The 19093-nt window shown below is 37.9% G+C and carries 20 protein-coding genes; 8 read left to right on the top strand and 12 right to left on the bottom strand.

Going from position 1 to position 19093, the window contains the following annotated elements; translation table 11 throughout:
• Window positions 1–112 precede the first annotated feature (112 nt).
• The 7 genes from E6H07_15785 to E6H07_15755 form a co-directional block, all read right to left on the bottom strand.
• Entirely contained in the window at window positions 113–613 is a 501-nt protein-coding gene (locus tag E6H07_15785) for an SRPBCC domain-containing protein (protein TMI62863.1), read from the bottom strand.
• Window positions 610–1044: an SRPBCC domain-containing protein gene (locus E6H07_15780; protein TMI62862.1), complete on the bottom strand. Its 435-nt coding sequence runs from the start codon at window positions 1042–1044 to the stop codon at window positions 610–612. The genes E6H07_15785 and E6H07_15780 overlap by 4 nt, the downstream gene beginning before the upstream one ends.
• The gene (locus E6H07_15775) at window positions 1034–1360 is read right to left on the bottom strand and encodes a winged helix-turn-helix transcriptional regulator (GenBank protein TMI62861.1); all 327 of its coding nucleotides are present in this window, start codon (window positions 1358–1360) and stop codon (window positions 1034–1036) included. The genes E6H07_15780 and E6H07_15775 overlap by 11 nt, the downstream gene beginning before the upstream one ends.
• A 171-nt stretch (window positions 1361–1531) precedes the next feature.
• The gene (locus E6H07_15770) at window positions 1532–1912 is read right to left on the bottom strand and encodes an RNA-binding protein (GenBank protein ID TMI62860.1); all 381 of its coding nucleotides are present in this window, start codon (window positions 1910–1912) and stop codon (window positions 1532–1534) included.
• 82 nt (window positions 1913–1994) lie between these two features.
• Window positions 1995–2909, bottom strand: coding sequence for a sugar phosphate isomerase/epimerase (locus E6H07_15765; GenBank protein ID TMI62859.1), 915 nt, complete (start codon window positions 2907–2909; stop codon window positions 1995–1997).
• Between the two features lie 110 nt (window positions 2910–3019).
• Complete coding sequence (locus tag E6H07_15760; GenBank protein TMI63089.1) at window positions 3020–3253, bottom strand: YqaE/Pmp3 family membrane protein; 234 nt, start codon at window positions 3251–3253, stop codon at window positions 3020–3022.
• A gap of 560 nt (window positions 3254–3813) precedes the next feature.
• Window positions 3814–4350, bottom strand: coding sequence for a hypothetical protein (locus tag E6H07_15755; protein ID TMI62858.1), 537 nt, complete (start codon window positions 4348–4350; stop codon window positions 3814–3816).
• Between the two features lie 113 nt (window positions 4351–4463).
• Between E6H07_15755 and E6H07_15750 the strand changes: the two genes are divergently transcribed.
• The 6 genes from E6H07_15750 (at window position 4464) to E6H07_15725 (ending at window position 13488) form a co-directional block, all read left to right on the top strand.
• Window positions 4464–7154 (top strand): 4-alpha-glucanotransferase, encoded by a 2691-nt coding sequence (locus E6H07_15750; protein ID TMI62857.1) that lies wholly within the window; start codon window positions 4464–4466, stop codon window positions 7152–7154.
• Between the two features lie 107 nt (window positions 7155–7261).
• On the top strand, window positions 7262–8290 hold the full coding sequence (locus E6H07_15745) for a dipeptide epimerase (protein ID TMI62856.1): 1029 nt from the start codon (window positions 7262–7264) through the stop codon (window positions 8288–8290).
• 106 nt (window positions 8291–8396) lie between these two features.
• Window positions 8397–9254 carry a hypothetical protein gene (locus E6H07_15740; GenBank protein TMI62855.1) on the top strand — a complete coding sequence of 286 codons (858 nt, stop codon included), beginning with the start codon at window positions 8397–8399 and terminating at the stop codon, window positions 9252–9254.
• A gap of 103 nt (window positions 9255–9357) precedes the next feature.
• Window positions 9358–11271, top strand: coding sequence for a menaquinone biosynthesis decarboxylase (locus tag E6H07_15735; protein ID TMI62854.1), 1914 nt, complete (start codon window positions 9358–9360; stop codon window positions 11269–11271).
• 18 nt (window positions 11272–11289) lie between these two features.
• A complete protein-coding gene (locus E6H07_15730; protein TMI62853.1) occupies window positions 11290–12399 on the top strand; it encodes an ATP-grasp domain-containing protein in 1110 nt (369 codons plus the stop codon).
• A 159-nt stretch (window positions 12400–12558) separates the two neighbouring features.
• A complete protein-coding gene (locus tag E6H07_15725; protein TMI62852.1) occupies window positions 12559–13488 on the top strand; it encodes a TraB/GumN family protein in 930 nt (309 codons plus the stop codon).
• 46 nt (window positions 13489–13534) lie between these two features.
• Here the strand turns inward: E6H07_15725 and E6H07_15720 are convergent, their stop codons facing one another.
• From E6H07_15720 to E6H07_15705, 4 genes are all read right to left on the bottom strand, one after another.
• A complete protein-coding gene (locus tag E6H07_15720; protein ID TMI62851.1) occupies window positions 13535–14173 on the bottom strand; it encodes a hypothetical protein in 639 nt (212 codons plus the stop codon).
• Window positions 14170–14622 carry a hypothetical protein gene (locus E6H07_15715; GenBank protein TMI62850.1) on the bottom strand — a complete coding sequence of 151 codons (453 nt, stop codon included), beginning with the start codon at window positions 14620–14622 and terminating at the stop codon, window positions 14170–14172. The genes E6H07_15720 and E6H07_15715 overlap by 4 nt, the downstream gene beginning before the upstream one ends.
• 442 nt (window positions 14623–15064) lie before the next feature.
• Window positions 15065–15439, bottom strand: a complete 375-nt coding sequence (locus tag E6H07_15710; protein ID TMI62849.1) for a hypothetical protein — start codon at window positions 15437–15439, stop codon at window positions 15065–15067.
• Between the two features lie 217 nt (window positions 15440–15656).
• The gene (locus E6H07_15705; protein ID TMI62848.1) at window positions 15657–16073 is read right to left on the bottom strand and encodes a nucleoside-diphosphate kinase; all 417 of its coding nucleotides are present in this window, start codon (window positions 16071–16073) and stop codon (window positions 15657–15659) included.
• A gap of 201 nt (window positions 16074–16274) precedes the next feature.
• Here E6H07_15705 and E6H07_15700 point away from each other — a divergent pair, with 201 nt between their 5' ends.
• Complete coding sequence (locus E6H07_15700) at window positions 16275–17282, top strand: bifunctional oligoribonuclease/PAP phosphatase NrnA (GenBank protein ID TMI62847.1); 1008 nt, start codon at window positions 16275–16277, stop codon at window positions 17280–17282.
• A gap of 9 nt (window positions 17283–17291) precedes the next feature.
• On the top strand, window positions 17292–18221 hold the full coding sequence (locus E6H07_15695) for a hypothetical protein (GenBank protein TMI62846.1): 930 nt from the start codon (window positions 17292–17294) through the stop codon (window positions 18219–18221).
• Between the two features lie 6 nt (window positions 18222–18227).
• Here E6H07_15695 and folP read toward each other — a convergent pair whose 3' ends face one another.
• Window positions 18228–19061 (bottom strand): dihydropteroate synthase, encoded by an 834-nt coding sequence (gene folP / locus E6H07_15690; GenBank protein ID TMI62845.1) that lies wholly within the window; start codon window positions 19059–19061, stop codon window positions 18228–18230.
• Window positions 19062–19093: the final 32 nt, after the last annotated feature.

The raw sequence follows: 19093 nt of genomic DNA, 5'->3' as shown, positions 1-19093 counted from the left end.
TAAGTATAATAAAGGTATCGAATGATACCTTTATTATACCTGCAGTACTTCGTAATGATTCCACACGAAGTATAAGATATTATCAAGGAGAGGAGTGTTGTCTTCCTGTAGATCAAACTAATGTTTTTGCTTTCTCCAATAGCTTATCCAGGTTCTCATGTGCCATACTGAATCCTTCTTTGAAGCCCATCTCTACAATTTTATCCAGGTCTTCTTTGCTCTTGAAATTTATTTTTACTGATACTTTAGTGGATGCACCAGTGCCCGCAAACATTACATCCCATAGCATTGTTGGAAGTTCCTTATTAGGATTTCCTTCTTCATCACAAAACAGATCATCACTTGTAAAACGTTTTTGTGGTTCAATTTTAAAATAGTTGAGCATACACCAATGCTGTTCACCTGCAGGGCCACGCATATAATAATGCCAGCGACCACCTTCACGGAAATCCATCGTCTTAGTTACAGCTTTATATGGGAGAGGAGCCCACCATTGATCCAAAAGCTCAGGTTCTGCCCATGCACTCCATACCTGTTCAAGTGAGCCATCAAATTCTCTTTCTGCATGCATTTGATTGCCGCCTGGGGCAACGTTGTAAGTCGTTTGTTTCATTGTTTTGTTTTTAATGCTTTATCAATTTTATTGAAGCCACCAATCCAGCCGCTTTCATAGTTATGAATTGAATCAGGATTTAAGTTTTTATGTTCAAAGATCATTTTGGTTTTTTCTCCGAAAGCAAACAGGTTTACTTCCACCTGCGAAATATGACCCGGTTCGCTTTTCCATTCCCAACTGAATACAAGCTTACTTTTTTTAACTATCTCAATAAATATACCATGACATGCATGTTCTGTTAAATCAGAATCTTTGAAATTAATTTCATAAGCACCACCAACTCTTAGATCAACTTCTGCTTTCTGTACTGTTCCATTTGGATCAGATCCAAACCAAAGCATCAGCAATTCAGGTTTTGTCCATGCCTGCCATACCAATTCTACCGGTGCATCAAAAATTCTTTCAATGCGGACCTTATTATTTTGCATTGCCTTTCTTTTTGAGCGTTGCTAAAAGAGTATCGAGTTGGTTAAAGCGGCTTTCCCATATTTGGCGGAATGGTTCAAGCCAGTCAGCGACTTCTTTCATTTTTTTTGCGTTTAAATAGTAATAGATCTCCCTGCCGTTATGCTGTTGTTTTACCAGTTCACATTCAGTGAGCACTTTAATATGTTTAGATACAGCCTGCCTTGTAGTGTCAAACTTTTCAGCCATTGCATTTGGTGTCATAGCTTGTGTTGCTACCAATACCAATATGGCTCTTCGTGTCGGGTCGGCTATTGCCTGGAAAACATCACGTCTCATAGATTTAAAATTTTCGTGCAACTATTAGGTTGCAAATATATGCAACAATTTGGTTGCGCAAAATATTTTTGTAACAAGCAAAAAAAACCTGTTACACTTGCGTATAACAGGAATCAATATTTTCTTTTTTAATCCTTTTTTGTATCAGGTGTTTCTCTTCCCGGTCTTACTTCAATATCTTCTTCTGTCATTGCCTCCGCCGCCGCTATATCCACCACCACCACCGTATCCTCCACCTGGTGGTCTTCTATTGAAACCACCACCGCCACCACGGCTATCTCCACCCGGACGTTGCCCACCGCCACCACCTGGTCTATCCTCAGCTTCTTTTACGATCAGTTCTTTCTTGCCAAGAAAAATTCCTTTAAGCATTTCGATAGCTTCCTGGCCATCGGCAGCATTTTCCATTTTTACAAATCCAAAGCCACGGCTTTTACCTGTTTCCCTGTCCATAGAAACCTTTGCTGAAACTACTTTTCCAAACTTTTCAAAAATTTCTTCCAGTTCTGCATCATCTAAATCATAGGGGAGGCCAGCGACAAATAAGTTCATTGAATAAATTTTTATAAAATTACTTCCTAATCCTCAATATGTTCATATTTTCTTTTCTACATATGTGTTTATTAAACCCGGATCAATAGCCCCATGTTTTCATAATGATGAGGTTATCTTTCATACAGTCCAACGGTAATCTACCCTGGTAGCTTTCTTGTTCGATAATGAAATGCTTTGTGCCGCCAACTTTTTCGCCAAGCTCCAGTACTTCTTTAATATTTACAATTCCTTTGTCCAGTATACAGCTTTCATATTGGCCGTCCTTTTCTCCTTTATCCGTTTTTATCTCATCCTTCACATGCATGCTTCTAAAACGTCCGGGATACTTTTTCAGCCAATCCTGTGCACGGGCACCTGTGTGGTACATATTCCCGGTATCCAGCTGCTGGACCACTAATTTGGGGTCCGTGTTTTCCAATATCAATTCGTATACAGTTTTGTCGCCAAGCTTTGTACTGAATTCAAAATCATGGTTATGATAGCCAAATTTCATACCCGATTTCTTACAAAGCTCCCCGCTTTTATTAAATATTTCCATGTACTGCTTCAGGTCATCGGCAGTTTTACGCATACTCTCATTCAGCGATGGGCTGATAACAATTTCCTGCCCCATTTCAGCTGCATCCTCAACGGTCCATTTCCATGCATCGGTGAAATCCTTCTTTGTTTCATCCCAATGGTTTTTATCCATTACCGTATGTCCACTCGGCATTTTCAACCTTAGGTCATGTAGTATTTTTTTAAACTCCTTAGCTGGGAAGCCATAAAACTTCCGGTCTATATAATTGGCATGTTCAACATACTGGTATCCCATTTCTGCCAGTTGCTTCAATGTGCCAATCGGGTCGATTCTCATAGCATCTCTTACAGAATACAACTGAATACCAAGCAGCCCTTTGTCTTTTAATACTGAAAAGAGATCGCTTTGTAGTAAACCTAAACCTGCGATAGTAAACGAACTGTTGCGGATAAAATCTCTTCTGCCTCTATTCATAAAATATATTTGAGAATGAATTTAAGTGATTAATAAATGCTAATAAGGAAGAGCAGAAAAAATAAAGCCATCCGTCGTTAAATGGATGGCTCTAAAAAAATAAAATTGATTTATGCGCTGCCTAAAATAACAAGTATTGCATATATAATTGCAGGTAATGCTGGTACCCATGCTAATGCTCCCCAGAAAACCCAACCCAGTAACCAGAGAATTAATGTGATCCAGAATTTAGTATTGATTTCTCCCTGGTGTAGGTATACAGCCAGGGGAGGTAATAAAATGGCAAGTATCAATAAAAGAAAAGTGTTTGTGTCAGTTTCATAGCCCTGCTCTTTAAGAGCCATTAAAGTTTTCAATTCGGCTTTAAGATGTTTCAGCCGCATTTTCTTTTCTTTTTTTGAAAGCGATTTAAACTCTTTCGCTGCAGCAGCCTTTATTTCTTCAGGTGTTGGTTCGGATGCTGTAATGGACACCGGGACTATTACGGCAGCGGTTAAATTATTTACTGATGGAGTGAGTAATAAGATGGCGAAAAAAAGAGCAATATATTTTCTCATAGTTTGGAATTTTTCCCGCAGGGCAGGAAGGTTTTTGAAATAATTTCTTGTATAAAAATATTCAATCTATCCGAGGAAGGCAAAAAAATAGTCACGCCAAAGGCGTGACTGACTCATTTAAATATCAACAGATGTGAATAGTTACATAATGTCAAGTGCTTTTACGAAAGCAGTTGTCTGGAAAGGAAGGATCAATGTCAACCACTCCCAGTGAGTATATATTGCAAACAATAAAGCAGCAGTTGATCCGAGAAATACAAGCCACCATAATGCTTTGTTCTTTGAATTGGTCTTGGTCATGTTTAAAAATTTGATGCAAATGTAAGGGAGAGAACTGAATTGCAGATTCAGGATTGAATATTTGTGGTTTTTTTTCTAAAAAAAAGAAAAGCAACCAATGATACAAGTAAAGCTCCGAAAGCAAAAAGGAATTTGAGCCTTACCAGCAAATGATAGAAATCTATCCCATCAACTGTCGCAGGGTCATTCAACCATTTGATCAGATTCAGGTTTTCATAAATATCAAAGCCCCATGCGAAAAACTGCAGCAAGGCAAATAAAAGAAGTAATGACTGAACCAGTTTATTTCGGGTTCTTTCTCTCGCCATCATGCAAAGACAGGCCAACCCCGGGAAAACACCGGCCATAAAAAGAAAATCAAAATGGAGATGGTAGCCGACTACGGTTCTTGTTTTATCATCCAGGCCCGAAAGCAGGTTTATCAATTCCTGTTTGTCCAATTTCAATTCAAGATCTATAATCGTAAATAATTTGCCATTAATTATAAACTCAGATTCTATCCATTTCATGCAAAACATACTGGCCAAGGCCAGTCCAAGGCAGAAAAAGAAAAGTTTTTTCCAGCTGAAAACGTTTGCACTCATAGAAATTCAAATTAACATGAATATAAAACATTGTTCATTCGCATATTTTTTTATTTTCGTTATCCCTGTGATTGCAGCGCAGGAATGAGTGTTTTCACAACGAACCAACTAAAATGCATCTTCATTTTTTTCTGCGCTTTCATACAGAGTTAGGTCAGACCTTATGGATGAACATAAAGTCAATGGCTGGCATTGGTGAACTCGATGTAAAAGAATTGCCACTTAAATATCTCAACTCCGAAGCATGGGAGCTGGAACTTGATATTACTCAAGGTCAAAAGAATTTTCAATACAGTTATTTCCTCAAAACCGCTGAAGGTATAATTGTGAATGAAGGGGAGACGGCACGCCAGGTTTATTTACAAAACTCAAATGTAGCAGCTATTGATATCATTGATACATGGAACCATACGGGTGAGTATGAAAATATTTTTTTTACCCGACCATTCAGTGAAGTATTATTTCATAAACTTCATAAAGAGAAGAAAACGAAAAAAGGATTTGAATCCGGTCAGTTGTTTCGTGTAAAAGCTCCGTTACTTAAGAAGAATGAAGTGATAGCCATTGCAGGCAGCGGTAACGAATTGGGTAAATGGGATACAGTAAATCCATTGGTCCTTTCAAAATTCGGTGATTGGTGGTATATCAATACAAATGTTCCCGCATCCGAATTCCCACTTACTTATAAATATGGTGTTTACAATATTGCCAAAAATGATTTTATAAAATTTGAAGATGGGCAAAACCGTTTTCTGAATATAAAACCAATTGAAGGCAGAGCTACTATTGTGCATGATGGATTTGTACATCTGCCTAATAATACCTTTCGTGGGGCAGGGGTTGCTATCCCTGTTTTTGGGCTACGCAGTAAAGATGGTTTGGGTATAGGTGAATTCAATGATCTGAAACAGCTGGTGGATTGGGCAAAGACCACAGGATTAAAAATGATCCAGCTGCTCCCCATCAATGATACAACGGCTACCTATAAAAAATCTGACTCATATCCTTACGCTGCTATTTCTGCATTTGCATTGCATCCTGCTTATATCAATCTTGAAACTGTTGCAGGTAAAGATTATGCCGATCAACTGGAGTCATTAAATAAGGTGAAGAAGAAGCTGAATAAGGAAACAGGAGTGGATCATGAAATGGTGATGAAAGTAAAGACGGGTGTACTAAAAGAAATTTATGAACTGGCTGCGGAAGAAGTTTTTGAACAGGATGATTTCAAATCTTTTTTTGAAGACAATAAACATTGGATGGTTCCGTATGCTGTGTTTTGCTATTTGCGTGATAAAAACAAGACAATAGAATTCGGCAAATGGAAAATGTATAAGACTTATAATGAAAAAGAAGTTGCTAAACTGATCTCTCCCGGTTCCAATTCATTTAAAGCAATTGCCTTTAATTATTTTGTTCAATATCATTTACACACTCAACTGAAAGAAGCAACTGATTATGCACATAAAAAAGGAATTGTTGTAAAAGGGGATATACCTATAGGCATTTATCGCAATGCATGTGATGCATGGGTAGAACCTGAGTTATATAATCTCGATACCTATGCGGGGGCACCTCCTGATCATTTTGCTGTGAAAGGACAAAACTGGAGCCTGCCTACTTACAACTGGAAAAGAATGCAGAAAGATGGTTATAGCTGGTGGAAACAACGCTTTGCACAGATGAGTAATTATTTTGATGCATTCCGCATCGATCATATACTCGGCTTTTTCCGCATTTGGAGTATTCCTTCGGAAAGTATTGAAGGTATAATGGGCAGATTTGTTCCGGCCGTAGCCATTCATATCGGTGAGTTCGGACAAAATTTTATTCCGTTTGATTACGACCGTTACTGTAAACCTTTTATCACTGATGATGTGTTGAACGAATATTTTGGTGAGCTGGCTGAACAGGTAAGGTCAGAATTTATTTTAATTGGAGAAGATGGTTCAATGAATTTGAAACCTGAATTTTCCACTCAAAGAAAGGTAGAGGAATATTTTGGTGATAAAGAACTGACGGATGAAAACAAAAAACTCAAAGAAGGATTGTTTGATCTTGTTTCAAATATTATTTTATTTGAAGAATTGGATTCACAGCAAACCCGTTTTCATTTTCGCATTGCGATGGAAGATACTGCTTCATTCAGGTGTCTGCCTGATGATGTACAGCAAAAACTGAAAGAACTGTATGTAAATTATTTCTTCAAACGCCAGGATGATTTCTGGTACAGCGAAGCGATGCAGAAATTGCCTCACCTCAAACGAACCACTAATATGATGATCTGTGGTGAGGATCTGGGAATGGTGCCGCATTGTGTGCCGGATGTAATGGAGCAGTTGGGCATGCTGAGTTTAGAAATTCAACGGATGCCTAAAAAAACAGGTATTGAATTTTTTCATCCGAATGATGCGCCGTATTTATCTGTGATCACTCCATCTACACATGATATGAGTACTATTCGCGGCTGGTGGGAAGAGGATAGGGCAAAAACACAACATTTTTACAATCATATTTTACAGCAGTGGGGCGAGGCTCCTTATTTCTGTGAAGCATGGATAAATCGTGCAATTGTTTTGCAGCATCTTAATTCGCCTGCTATGTGGAGTATTTTCCAGTTGCAGGATTTATTAGGAATGAGTGAAGACTTGCGCCGTGAGAATCCTCATGAAGAACGGATCAATATTCCTGCTGACCCCAATCACTACTGGAATTTCCGTATGCATATTACACTGGAAGATCTGCTGAAGGAAAAAGAGTTTAATGAAGAACTGCGTGGATACATAGAACATTCAGGACGATAATAAATGTGCAGATTTGCGAATTGATTAATGTGCGAATTACTTTAAACAATGTCATTCCAAAAAAAATGCGCACATTCGCACATTACTAAATCCGCACATTAAGTGTTATGAAGATCACTGCTCATCCATTCAATCTCAAGTTCCGTCATCCATTCACCATTTCAAAAGGTACAAAAACACATCAGCCTACATTAGTTATTGAGCTGGAGCATTTCGGTCTGAAAGGTTATGGTGAAGCACCGGCTATCAGGTACTATAATATTACGGTAGAAAAAATGGTTGAAGATTTTGAACGAAAAAAGATCTTCACAGAAAAATTTGCTTTCACAGAACCGGAGCGTTATTGGCATTATCTCCATCATTTGATCCCGGCAAATCCGTTTCTTGTTTGTGCGTTGGATATTGCTGCATGGGATATGTATGGCAAACTCAAAAAGAAAAAGCTCTATGAATTATGGAATGGAGATATTTCAAAAAATCCTTTGACGGATTATACTATCGGTATAGACAGTATTGAAAAAATGGTGGCAAAGTTGAAAGAAAAGCCGTGGCCCATTTATAAGATCAAAGTAGGTACAGCAGATGACATTGCAATTGTAAAAGCTTTACGTAATGAAACGGATTCTATCCTAAGAGTAGATGCAAATGCAGCATGGGATATACAAACTGCATTGAAATTGATTCCCCAACTAAAAGACCTGGGTGTGGAAATGGTGGAACAACCACTGGCAAAAGATGATTGGGAAGGGATGAGAATCTTATACAAGGAATCTTCTTTGCCTTTGTTTGCCGATGAAAGCTGTGTGTTTGAAAAGGATGTTGAAAAATGCGTTGAACATTTTCATGGTATCAATATCAAACTCACTAAATGCAGTGGTTTGACACCAGCTTTGCGAATGATAAAACAGGCAAGAAAACTGAATTTGAAAGTAATGGTGGGATGTATGAATGAATCTACTATCGGTTCTGCAGCTGTAGCTCACCTGCTTCCATTTATTGACTATGTGGATATGGATGGCCCTTTATTGCTCGAAGAGGACCTTGCAGCAGGAATTGGGTATGATTTTGGTAAGATATCGTATTCCGAATTACCGGGATTAGGTATTGAATACAAAGGGCTTTTCACAAAAGTTTAGTTGTAGTCATTAACATAGGGGGATAATTTTCAATTTTTAAATTCGTTATTCCTTGTGTGACAAGTTTGATTGAGAGATACCTTTGTAAAGGCTTTAATCACTGACCATGAAAAAATTGCATTCTTTAATTATTTGTCTGTTTGTACTTGCTTCGTCAGAAGCTCAGCAATTACATATCGGTGTATTTGGCGGGCTTGCGGCATACAATGGAGATCTTACAGATAAAATTTTTCCAAAGAAAGTAACCAATGGTGCCATTGGGATTACGGCCAATTATGAATTTACTGAACAGATTTTCTTCCGCGCCGGGTATACATATGCAATTGTTGGCGGTGCCGATCGTTTCAGTGATAAACCTGAACTGGTTGCCCGCAATCTTGCTTTTGAAACACAGGTGCATGAATTCAGTCTTGTTGGTGAATATTATCTTTTCAATTTGTATGAAAGAAAATTATCACCTTATGGTTTTATAGGGTTGGCATTGACGAAATACAATCCTTATGCATTTGATGCAGCAAAGAACAAAGTTTTTTTGCAACCGTTGAGTACAGAAGGGCAGGGAATTGCCGGTTACCCAACTAAACCTTATAAGCTCACTCAAATGGCTATTCCTTTTGGCGGCGGTATTAAATATGCTATCAATGATAATTTGCGGATAGGTCTTGAATTAGGGATGCGAAAATTATTTACCGATCATTTTGATGATGTAAGTGGTTTTTATGCAGACCCGAATGATTTACTAGTCGCAAAAGGTCAGTTGTCTGTTGACATGAGTTACCGTGGTGATGAAGTAGTATCTGGTAGCCCTAGCTATCCTACAAAAGGTTTTGAAAGAGGAAGCCCCAATAATAAAGACTGGTATTATTTCACTGGCATACATTTTACATTCCGCATAAATGGAAATGGTGGAGGAGGCGGCGGCGGAGGTAAATCCAAAATGGGCTGTCCCACTAATGTATTTTAAAAATATTTGAACTTTAACAAAGGCTGTTCTGATAGTATCGTCGGAACGGCTTTTCTTTTATCAGCAATCGATTCTCAGTTAACTTTGCATTTTAATCCATAGCATGGCATATAGAAATCAGCAACAGTTTATTGAAACATTGGAAAGAGAAGGCGAATTGCTTCGCATAAAGACTTATGTTAATCCTAAACTGGAAATGGCCGAGATCACTGACCGCATAAGCAAACAACCCGGTGGAGGTAAAGCATTATTGTTTGAAAACACAGGCTATGATTTTCCGGTGCTGATGAATGCATATGGAAGTGATAGAAGAATGTGCCTGGCACTTGGTGTGAATCATCTTGATGATGTAGCAAAAGAAATCGAGAGTTTATTTAAAATGCTTGCTTCACCGAAAGAAGGAATATTAGATAAATTAAAATTACTGCCAAAGCTCAGTGAGTTTGCTTCCTGGATGCCGAAAGTAAAAAAAGGCAGGGGCGAATGCCAGGAAGTGGTGATGCAAGATCCTGATATTACAAAACTACCTGTCATTACTTGTTGGCCAAAAGACGGTGGGCCATTTGTAACATTACCCGTTATTCATACCAAAGATCCTAATACAAATACACGTAACGTTGGTATGTATCGCATGCAGGTATTTGAACCAACACTTACAGGTATGCACTGGCACAAGCATAAAGTATCTGCCAAACATTTTAATGAATATAAAAAAATGAATAAACGTATGCCGGTTGCAGTTGCATTAGGCGGCGATCCGGTTTATGCTTATTCTGCTACCGCACCATTGCCTGAAAATGTAGATGAGTATATGCTGGCAGGTTTTTTACGAAAGAAAAAAGTGGAGCTTGTAAAATGTATAACACAACCGGATATTGAAGTGCCTGCTGATGCTGATTTCATTATTGAAGGCTATGTAGAACCCGATGAAGAATTGATTTGGGAAGGACCGTTTGGTGATCATACAGGTTATTATTCATTACCCGATTGGTATCCCCGGTTTCATATTACTGCTATTACACATAAAAAAAATCCTGTTTACCCGGCAACAATAGTTGGTATACCGCCGCAGGAAGATGCCTGGCTTGGCAAAGCAACTGAACGGATCTTTTTAGCACCTATAAAAATGACACTGGTGCCGGAGATCGCTGATATGGATATGCCGGTTGAAGGTGTGTTTCATAATCTCGTCATTACAAAAATTCATAAAGACTATGCAGGGCAGGGACAAAAAGTAATGAATGCAATGTGGGGTGCCGGGCAAATGATGTTTAATAAAATACTGGTGCTTGCAAGCGGCGATGTAAAAATTCAGAACTACGAAGAGTTAGCAAGAGTTGTTTTTAAAAATCTGAATCCAGCTACAGATATTTATTTTTCACAGGGACCGATGGATGTGTTGGATCATAGTTGCAGCAAACTGGGCTTTGGAGGAAAGATGTGTATTGATGGAACTTTTAAGTTTGAAGAGGAAAAGGACAGTAGCCAGGATTCAGGATTCAGGATTCAGAATTTGAATATTGAAAATTTAAAAAATAGTTTTCCAGAAATAAAATCTGTGAATGCTGAATTGCTTCTAAAAGAGATACCCTGCATCATTATTTCTGTTGAGAAAAACAGGAAGGGGCATATAAAAGAATTACATCAACAGATTTGCGCATTGAAAGAAACTGAAGGCATCAAAATAATTTTATATGTGGAGCATACGGTGAATGCAAATGATCTGGCAATTGCTTTATGGCGTTTTTGCAATAATCTTGATCCGAAAAGAGATTCTGTGATAAGCCATAGATCAACCGGAGCTTGTATGGGATTAGATGGAACAAGAAAAACAAAAGAGCTGGATGATTTTCACCGTGATTGGCCGAATATTATTGTTGCTGATGATACAACTATAAAAGCTGTGGATGAAAAGTGGAGTGAATTGGGAATCGGGAATTTTATTTCTTCACCTTCATTGAAATTTAAGAACCAGATGTATGGTGAAGAAGCAGTAGTTAACCCCCTGTCCCCCTAAAGGGGAAACATAGGATTGATGTTTCTGATTATTTTCGAATTTCAAACTATGCAAATCAAAAAAGAAAAAATAGATCTAAGTTCCCCTTTAGGGGACAGGGGTATCAATGTATTAATGACCGGCGCCGGTGCTCCCGGAGCTGCCGGTATTTTGAAATGCCTGTTTCAGAATCCGAATATCCAGGTAATAGCCGCAGATGCAAACCCCGATGCAGTTGGCCGCAGGCTAGTAGAAGATTTTGTAACGATCCCTTATGCACACAAAGAAAATTTTATTGAAACAATTTTATCTGTTTGCAGGGAAAAAAATATTCATGTGCTGATGCCGTTGGTAACAAGAGAATTAATTCCATTATCTCAGCATGTAAAAGAATTTGAAGCAAATGGTGTAAAGCTGCTTGTTTCATCAGCAGAATCACTGGAGATAGCAAATAATAAAAGCCGGCTTTACCAATTTATTGAATGGCGGGGAATTGATCTGCCTGTATATCGTGTTGTTGAAACGGTTGAACAATTTGAAATGGCTGTTAAAGAATTAGGTTATCCGGAGAAAGAAGTTTGTTTTAAACCATCTGTATCCAATGGCAGCCGCGGGTTTAGAATTCTAAGCAACAAGATCAATAAGCTTGATCTGTTATTAAATCATAAACCTGATTCAAAATATATGACACTTGAAGAAGCGGTAGCAATTCTTTCTTCAGGTTTGTTTCCGGAGTTGCTGGTAAGCGAATATTTGCCGGGTGATGAATATTCTATTGATTGTCTTGCCAATCATGGAGAAACAATAATTGCTTTACCTCGATCAAGAAAGAGAATGATCAATGGAATAAGTGTGGAAGGTGAGTTTATAAAAAATGAATCCATTATCAGCTATTGTTCTCAGATCATTCATGAATTAAAACTGCATGGCAATATTGGTTTGCAGGTAAAACAATCTGCCGCAGAAAAATACCTGCTGCTTGAAATTAATCCCCGTGTGCAGGGGACTATTTCTGCTGCATTGGGCGCAGGTGTAAATCTTCCTTTGCTCGCAATAAAACAGGAACTTGGTTTGTCTATTCCTTCCCATGAATTGAATGTAAAATGGGGAATTAAGTTCTCTCGTCACTGGAGCGAGGTATTTTGGTGAAAATGCTGATATTGGATATTGAGATATTAAATATTCGGAAATCAAACCCTTTAACAATTTATCCTTTCAGCCGTCATCGAAATTAAAATATCTGAATATCCAATATCCCAATATCGTAATCTCTCAATATCCATTTAACTTGCATAAAACTTGGAACCCATGAAACGAATAAGTATAGGCATGATGATGGCGTTGGTATGTGTGACAGCCTGTTCTCAATCATCAAAAACAAAAACCGAGAGCAAATCCTCAAATGCTAACAACACATTACTTTGGAAGATCAGTGGCAAGGGCTTGGAAAAACCTTCCTACCTCTATGGCACTATTCATATGATCTGCGGTGCCGATGCGGGTCTAAGCAATAATTTTAAAGATGCAATTGCAAAATGTGACGAGGTATATCTTGAGATCGACATGAGCAATATTATTGAAATGATGGGGGCATTGAGTTCTTTGACCATGCTTGGCGATACAACTCTTGAAGATCTGTACACTCCTGAAGAATTTGTAAGAGTAAAAAAGTATTTTGAAAAGACCAGCAGTATGCTGCCTTTTGATATGCTGCAGAAATTTAAACCTATGCTTGCAAGCGGTCTGCTTGAGCAAGGCGGTATGGAATGCGATGATGCAATCGCTATCGAGCAGGTTGTAATGGAGCAAGCGGCAGATAATAAAAAGAAGATAAGCGGTCTTGAAACTATAAAATACCAGGCGGGCATTCTCGACAGTATACCTTATAAAATGCAGGCGGCACAGTTACTGGCTTTTATTGATAGTTCGGAAGCAGGGGCAAAGAATAATGAAACGGAAGCATTGATGGATGCCTACAAAGCACAGGATCTTTCTAAGTTGGAAGAACTGATGATAAAAACAGAACCCGGCATGCTGAAGTATTATGATATTTTATTGTTTAACCGAAACAGGAACTGGGTTGCTAAATTAAAAGACCTGTTGCCAAAAAAATCAATGGTGATTGCTGTTGGAGCCGGTCATTTACCCGGAAAGAATGGTGTAATTAATTTATTAAAGAAAGAAGGATACCAGGTAACTCCGGTTGATAATAAGATCACAAAGACAAAAGAGATTTGAGTGAAATGATTTTGCAAATACTTTTGTTGCCTGCAGGTGTTTTCTGTCACCCGAATTTTGCTTTTAGTTGTTCTAATTCTGTCTCAGTTAAAGCGTCATTATAAAGTTCGTTCACTTGCCAAAGTCCACTTGCTTTTATTTTGTCCTTGGTTGAGTGATTGCCTAACCATTTGTCTGTTGGTTTTATATCTGATGCTTTTGCTAATGTTGAAACTATTTTACTTTCCCAAAAAAGTCGGTCATCTTTTGTGTCAATTTCAAACACACAAAATGAAAGATTGGTCTGAACGTAATTGCTAATCATTTTTTCAATTTCCTTTTCAAAAGGCAGGTCAAGCAATTTTAAGTTTTTTTCTTTGTCAACCCTTGAAGTCGTGTCAAGTTCCCAAAGATTTAAATAAGCACTATTGTCTTTGTTCAGAAAACAGCGTCCAATATTTTTTCTAAAGATGCTTCTATTTTTATTTTCTTTTACAAAGTGTTGTTTAAGTCTGGAACGTAGTTGGTTAATTCCTGTATGTGTACCAACTCTTACAATTCTGTCAAAGGCTTGATATTTTTCGCCACTTTCAAAAATAATGTAAATACCATTCTTTGGAATTTCGTTAATGAATTTGTCAAACGGAAACGTAAACCTTTTTTGCTGGTTGAAAAGTTGATGTAATTCTAAAGCACTATTTTTCATTGTCTATTTTTGTTAAGGAATTTTACTCTTTCACCTTGTCTTAGTCCGTTTAATGGGTTTTGAAAGTGTGGAATACAGTTTATGATTGGTTTGATATATTCTTGTCCTGCCAAAACCATAAATTCATCATTCTGCAAATCTGTTTGTTTGGAAAGTTGCTCTACAACTTTCTTACCCCAATTTACTTTTTCTTCGGAAGTCAATATTTTAAGTCCTGGTTTTCTTTTTGCTTTTGGAACTTTACTTAGTGTTACGTTATATGGTTCAATTTCTTGGTCAATGTCAAGCAGATGGTGAAGTGCTGAAAGGATAAAAATCTTGTCAGGGTTTTGTTTATTAGCAAATGCCAAACTGCTTTTAAAAAGTTGGCTGATGTATAAATCTTTCGCCTTCGCCTTTTTGTCACCCTTTTGAGAAACACAAGCTATCAATATTATTTTCTTTGTCATAGAAGTGGGGTCTGTTCTACACTTGCAGGCAACGGCCAGAGCTTGCTGCTGTGCTGGTATTTTATAATGTCCAGCCCGGAGCCGCAGCTGATTGAAAATTGTGCGTTCGGCATTTTCGGTTTGTCATTGATGTTGTTTGTCATGGCACGAATTACATACTGAAACAAGCCATTCAATTGGTTCTTTCCCAATATTGTATTTTGCGTATCTCTTATGATGAACCTGTGTCGCCCGACCACCACAAAATACGCAACGCCAATTATCTCTCTTCATCACAACATAACATTTCCTCTTCCATGCTTCCGATTTTAGATAGTCATTGCGATAATAGTCACGCCTTTGTTTGCGTCTGTGCTCAAAAACAAACTGTTTTAATACAAAGATTGCAATGGCAAAAAGTATTAAAAGCAGTCCTTCCATATTTCAGTTTTGATTTATGTAATTAGTTCTGTCGCAGGCTCTTTAATTTTCCAGCTTCAAAATTTATTTCTAAGTCAGGCACATAATTATTCCTAATCTTATAACCCCAGTCTTCAAGTGCATTCCCGTAAGAACGTAATTCAACATTATCAGGTTTGCCTACAAGTATCCTTACAGAATCTTTTGTCATACCTGTGTGTAAAGTCACATTTCCTTTTTTACCTTTTACTTCTATGTATTGAACTTCTGCCTCTTGGTTTGTAAGGTTGTGTGATAGCGTTTCAATTAGTTCCCGTCCTAGTTGTTCTCTTACGGAACTTTCTTTCCTAAACCCGATTGCATACAAGAGTAAAGCTCCTGCAACCATACCGCCAATAAAAATTAAAAATTGTTTCATACTTATATCATTCGTTATTTCAGTTGCTTAAAGTCTTTTTGTTGTCTTGCGTAGAGTCGGTCTATGCTGACGCACAACTCAAAAATATGCGAAAGTTTCTAAGCCCCGGTCGGCAAAACAATTTTTTTAAACTATTTCATATCAGGCATTTTATAAAAAAAACGAAAGTCTTTTGTTAACAAAAAACTTTCGCAAATACAATTAAAGTAAATCTTTTTTAAAATCTCTCAAGAGCTGAAAAGAAAAAATCGCCTTCGATCTTTGCGTTTTCATCACTGTCACTTCCGTGTACAGCATTTTCTCCCACGCTTGATGCATATTTTTTGCGGATAGTTCCTTCTTCTGCATTGGCAGGATTGGTAGCGCCAATCAGTTTACGGAAATCAGCCACTGCATTTTCTTTTTCAAGTATAGCAGCAATGATGGGGCCGCTGCTCATAAACTCAACCAGTTCACCATAGAAAGGTCTTTCTTTATGCACTGCATAAAACTCACCGGCTTTTTCAGGTGTCAGTTGTAATTGTTTCAAAGCCACTACACGAAAACCACCCTGGATCATCATGTCTAAAATTCCACCGGCATAACCTTTTTTCATGGCATCCGGTTTGATCATTGTAAGTGTTCTGTTGCTCATAGTACGTATTTGTTTTTGCGCCGCAAAAGTAGGGGTTAATTGGGATATTAGGATATTGAGATATTAGGTTGCTAAATTGTTATATTGATATAGCTAAGAGTGCTTTTAAAATATCATAATATCTCAATATCCTGATATCAGATGTCAAGCAACTAGTACAAAGAAACCAGCAACAAGAATCCCTTATCTTCGCAACCCTGTATGCAACCCATTGAGAATATTTATCCCTTACTCGCCCAGCCACGGAAATGTACAATTGTCATGCACCAGAAACCTGATGCTGATGCTATGGGATCTTCCCTGGCGCTGAAACACTTTCTGGAAAGTCTTGGCCATAAAGTGAATGTTATTTCGCCTACCAACTGGGCAGCCTGGTTGGACTGGATGCCCGGAGCGAAGGAAGTAGTTGATTATGAAAAAAACAGATCAATAGCTGAGCCAAAATTGGATGAAACAGAATGGCTTTTCTGTCTTGACTTTAATGCGCTGCATCGTACTAAGCAAATGGAAAAGAAGTTGCAGTCACTAAATTGTACAAAAATTTTAATTGACCATCACCGTGAACCACAAAAAGAAATTTTCGAATATGGAATAAGTGATACGGTAAAAAGTTCTACCTGCCAAATGATCTATGATCTTATCGTAGGTTCAGGTAACGGGGATAAGATCACAATTGAAATTGCTGAATGTATTTATGCAGGTGTTATAGGCGATACAGGTTCATTTCGTTTTCCATCAACCCATGCCGAAGTGCATAAGCTTGTAGCTCATTTAATGGAACGTGGACTTGAGCATTCACATGTGCATGATAAATTGTTTGATAATTTCCTGGAAAACCGTTTGCGGTTTACCGGGCATGTATTGTTGAACCGGATGGAAGTCTTTTATGAATACAACACTGTGCTTATAGCAGTACCTAAAGCCGATGTATTGAAATATTATATCAAGACCGGTGATACAGAAGGGTTAGTAAACTATCCGCAATCAATACAGGGAATAAAACTAGTAGCCTTGTGTATCGACAGGGATGAGGAAAGAAAATGGAGCTTTCGCAGCAAAGGTGATTTTGATTGCAATAGCTTTGCACGAAAATATTTTGACGGGGGCGGGCATTTTGCCGCAGCCGGTGGACGCAGTACCGATTCGCTGGACGAAACAGTGAGAAAGTTTAAACTTGTAATAAAAGAAAATAAAGAACTCTTACAATAATTATTTGTTATGCGTTATTCAGCTTTTATAATATTTATTTTAACCACCATTGCTTTTGCATCATGCGGCAAACTGGAGTATAAGAAAACCGGCAGCGGATTAGTATATAAAATTTTCAGCGATGGAAAAGGAGATTCAGTAAAAACGGGTGACTATATAAAATTTCATATAGAGAATAAAGTAAATGACAGTGTATACAATACTACATTCGGTAAAGACCCTGCTTATGCGCAAGCAAATGGTTTTGGTAATAAGTATGATATATCAGAATTGTGGACAAAAATGCGGAAAGGTGATAGTGTCATTGTATTTCAATCATTGGATACTTTTTTAAAAAAGGGTGTGCAGTTGCCGCCGGAAATTAAAAAAGGAGACAGGCTGATCGTTACTATTAAATTACTGGATATATTCAAGTCCGAATCTGCTGCCAACGCTGACAGGGAAAAAGCATCACTCGCCAATCTTCCTGCTGAAAAAGAAGCAGTAAAGAAATACCTGGATGAAAATAAAATTGAAGGAGTACAGGAAACATCTTCAGGCGCCTTTGTAAAGATCATTGAACCGGGAACAGGAGATCTTATCGATTCAGGAAATTATGTTTCGGTACGGTACCGGGGTAGTTTATTTTCCGGGACTGTGTTTGAGAGTAATATGGATTCTGCTACTATCAGTAAAGGCCCGCTATCATTTACAATAAATGTAGACAGGATGGCAAAAGGATTTACCGATGGTATAAGGTTATTAAGAAAAGGATCTGTTGCAAAAATTTATATACCCTCATCATTGGCTTATGGTTCAACAGGTAATCCCCCTGCAATTGGCCCCAATGAACATCTCATATTTGATATTAAGGTAGAGGATGTACAGGAAAAAGCGCCGGCTCCAACTCCAGCCCCATCTAATACTCCAAATCCAGTTCCACAACCGAAGAAAAAATAGAAAAAATTATTTTCGGGTATTGGTAGCTTCAAAAAGTTTTACTGCTTCCTTTGAAGCTTTTACATCATGTACCCTAAGTATTGATGCTCCATTCATCATGCCGATTGTATTGAGAACGGTTGTGCCATTCAATGAATCATCTGTTTTTATACCCAGCGTTTTACTGATCATCGATTTTCTTGAAATACCCAACAGGATAGGAGCATCCAACATTTTAAATACAGGAAGATTGCAGAGCAATTCGAAATTATGCTCAATCGTTTTTCCAAAACCAAAACCGGGATCAATTATCACATCTTTGATCCCTTTTTTATTCAGTTCATTTTTTTTCTGTATAAAAAAATCAAGTACTTCTTTTGTAACATCAGTATAAGTTGGATCTTTTTGCATGGTTTGTGGTGTGCCTTGCATGTGCATCAGCACATACGGAACATTTAAGTTAGCAACTGTATCAATCATCTTATTATCGAGGCTTCCTGCGCTGATGTCATTTACGATCGATGCACCTGCCTGCACAGCTTCTTTTACAACAGCAGCATAATAAGTGTCAATGGAAATAAAAGCCGCTGGAAATTTTTCTGTAATAGCCCTTATAGGTTCAATTACTCTTGTCAATTCTTCATCAGCAGAAATTTTTTCACTGCCTGGTCTTGTACTTTGTCCACCGATATCAAGAATATCGGCTCCTTCATTCAGCATTTTTTCTGCCTGCATTAATATTTCATTAATACCGGTTGCCCTGCTATTAGTATAAAACGAATCAGGCGTAATGTTAATAATACCCATCACCAGCGGATGCTGAATAGCCAGTATTCTTCCTTTGCAGTTTAGAGTGTACATTTGAGCGAAGGTAAGAAGTGTGGGAATTGGTT

Source organism: Bacteroidota bacterium, from assembly GCA_005882315.1.
GTDB lineage: Bacteria > Bacteroidota > Bacteroidia > Chitinophagales > Chitinophagaceae > VBAR01.
The sequence above is the reverse complement of the archived record's forward strand: the minus strand, read 5'-3'. Positions and strand labels throughout refer to the sequence as shown.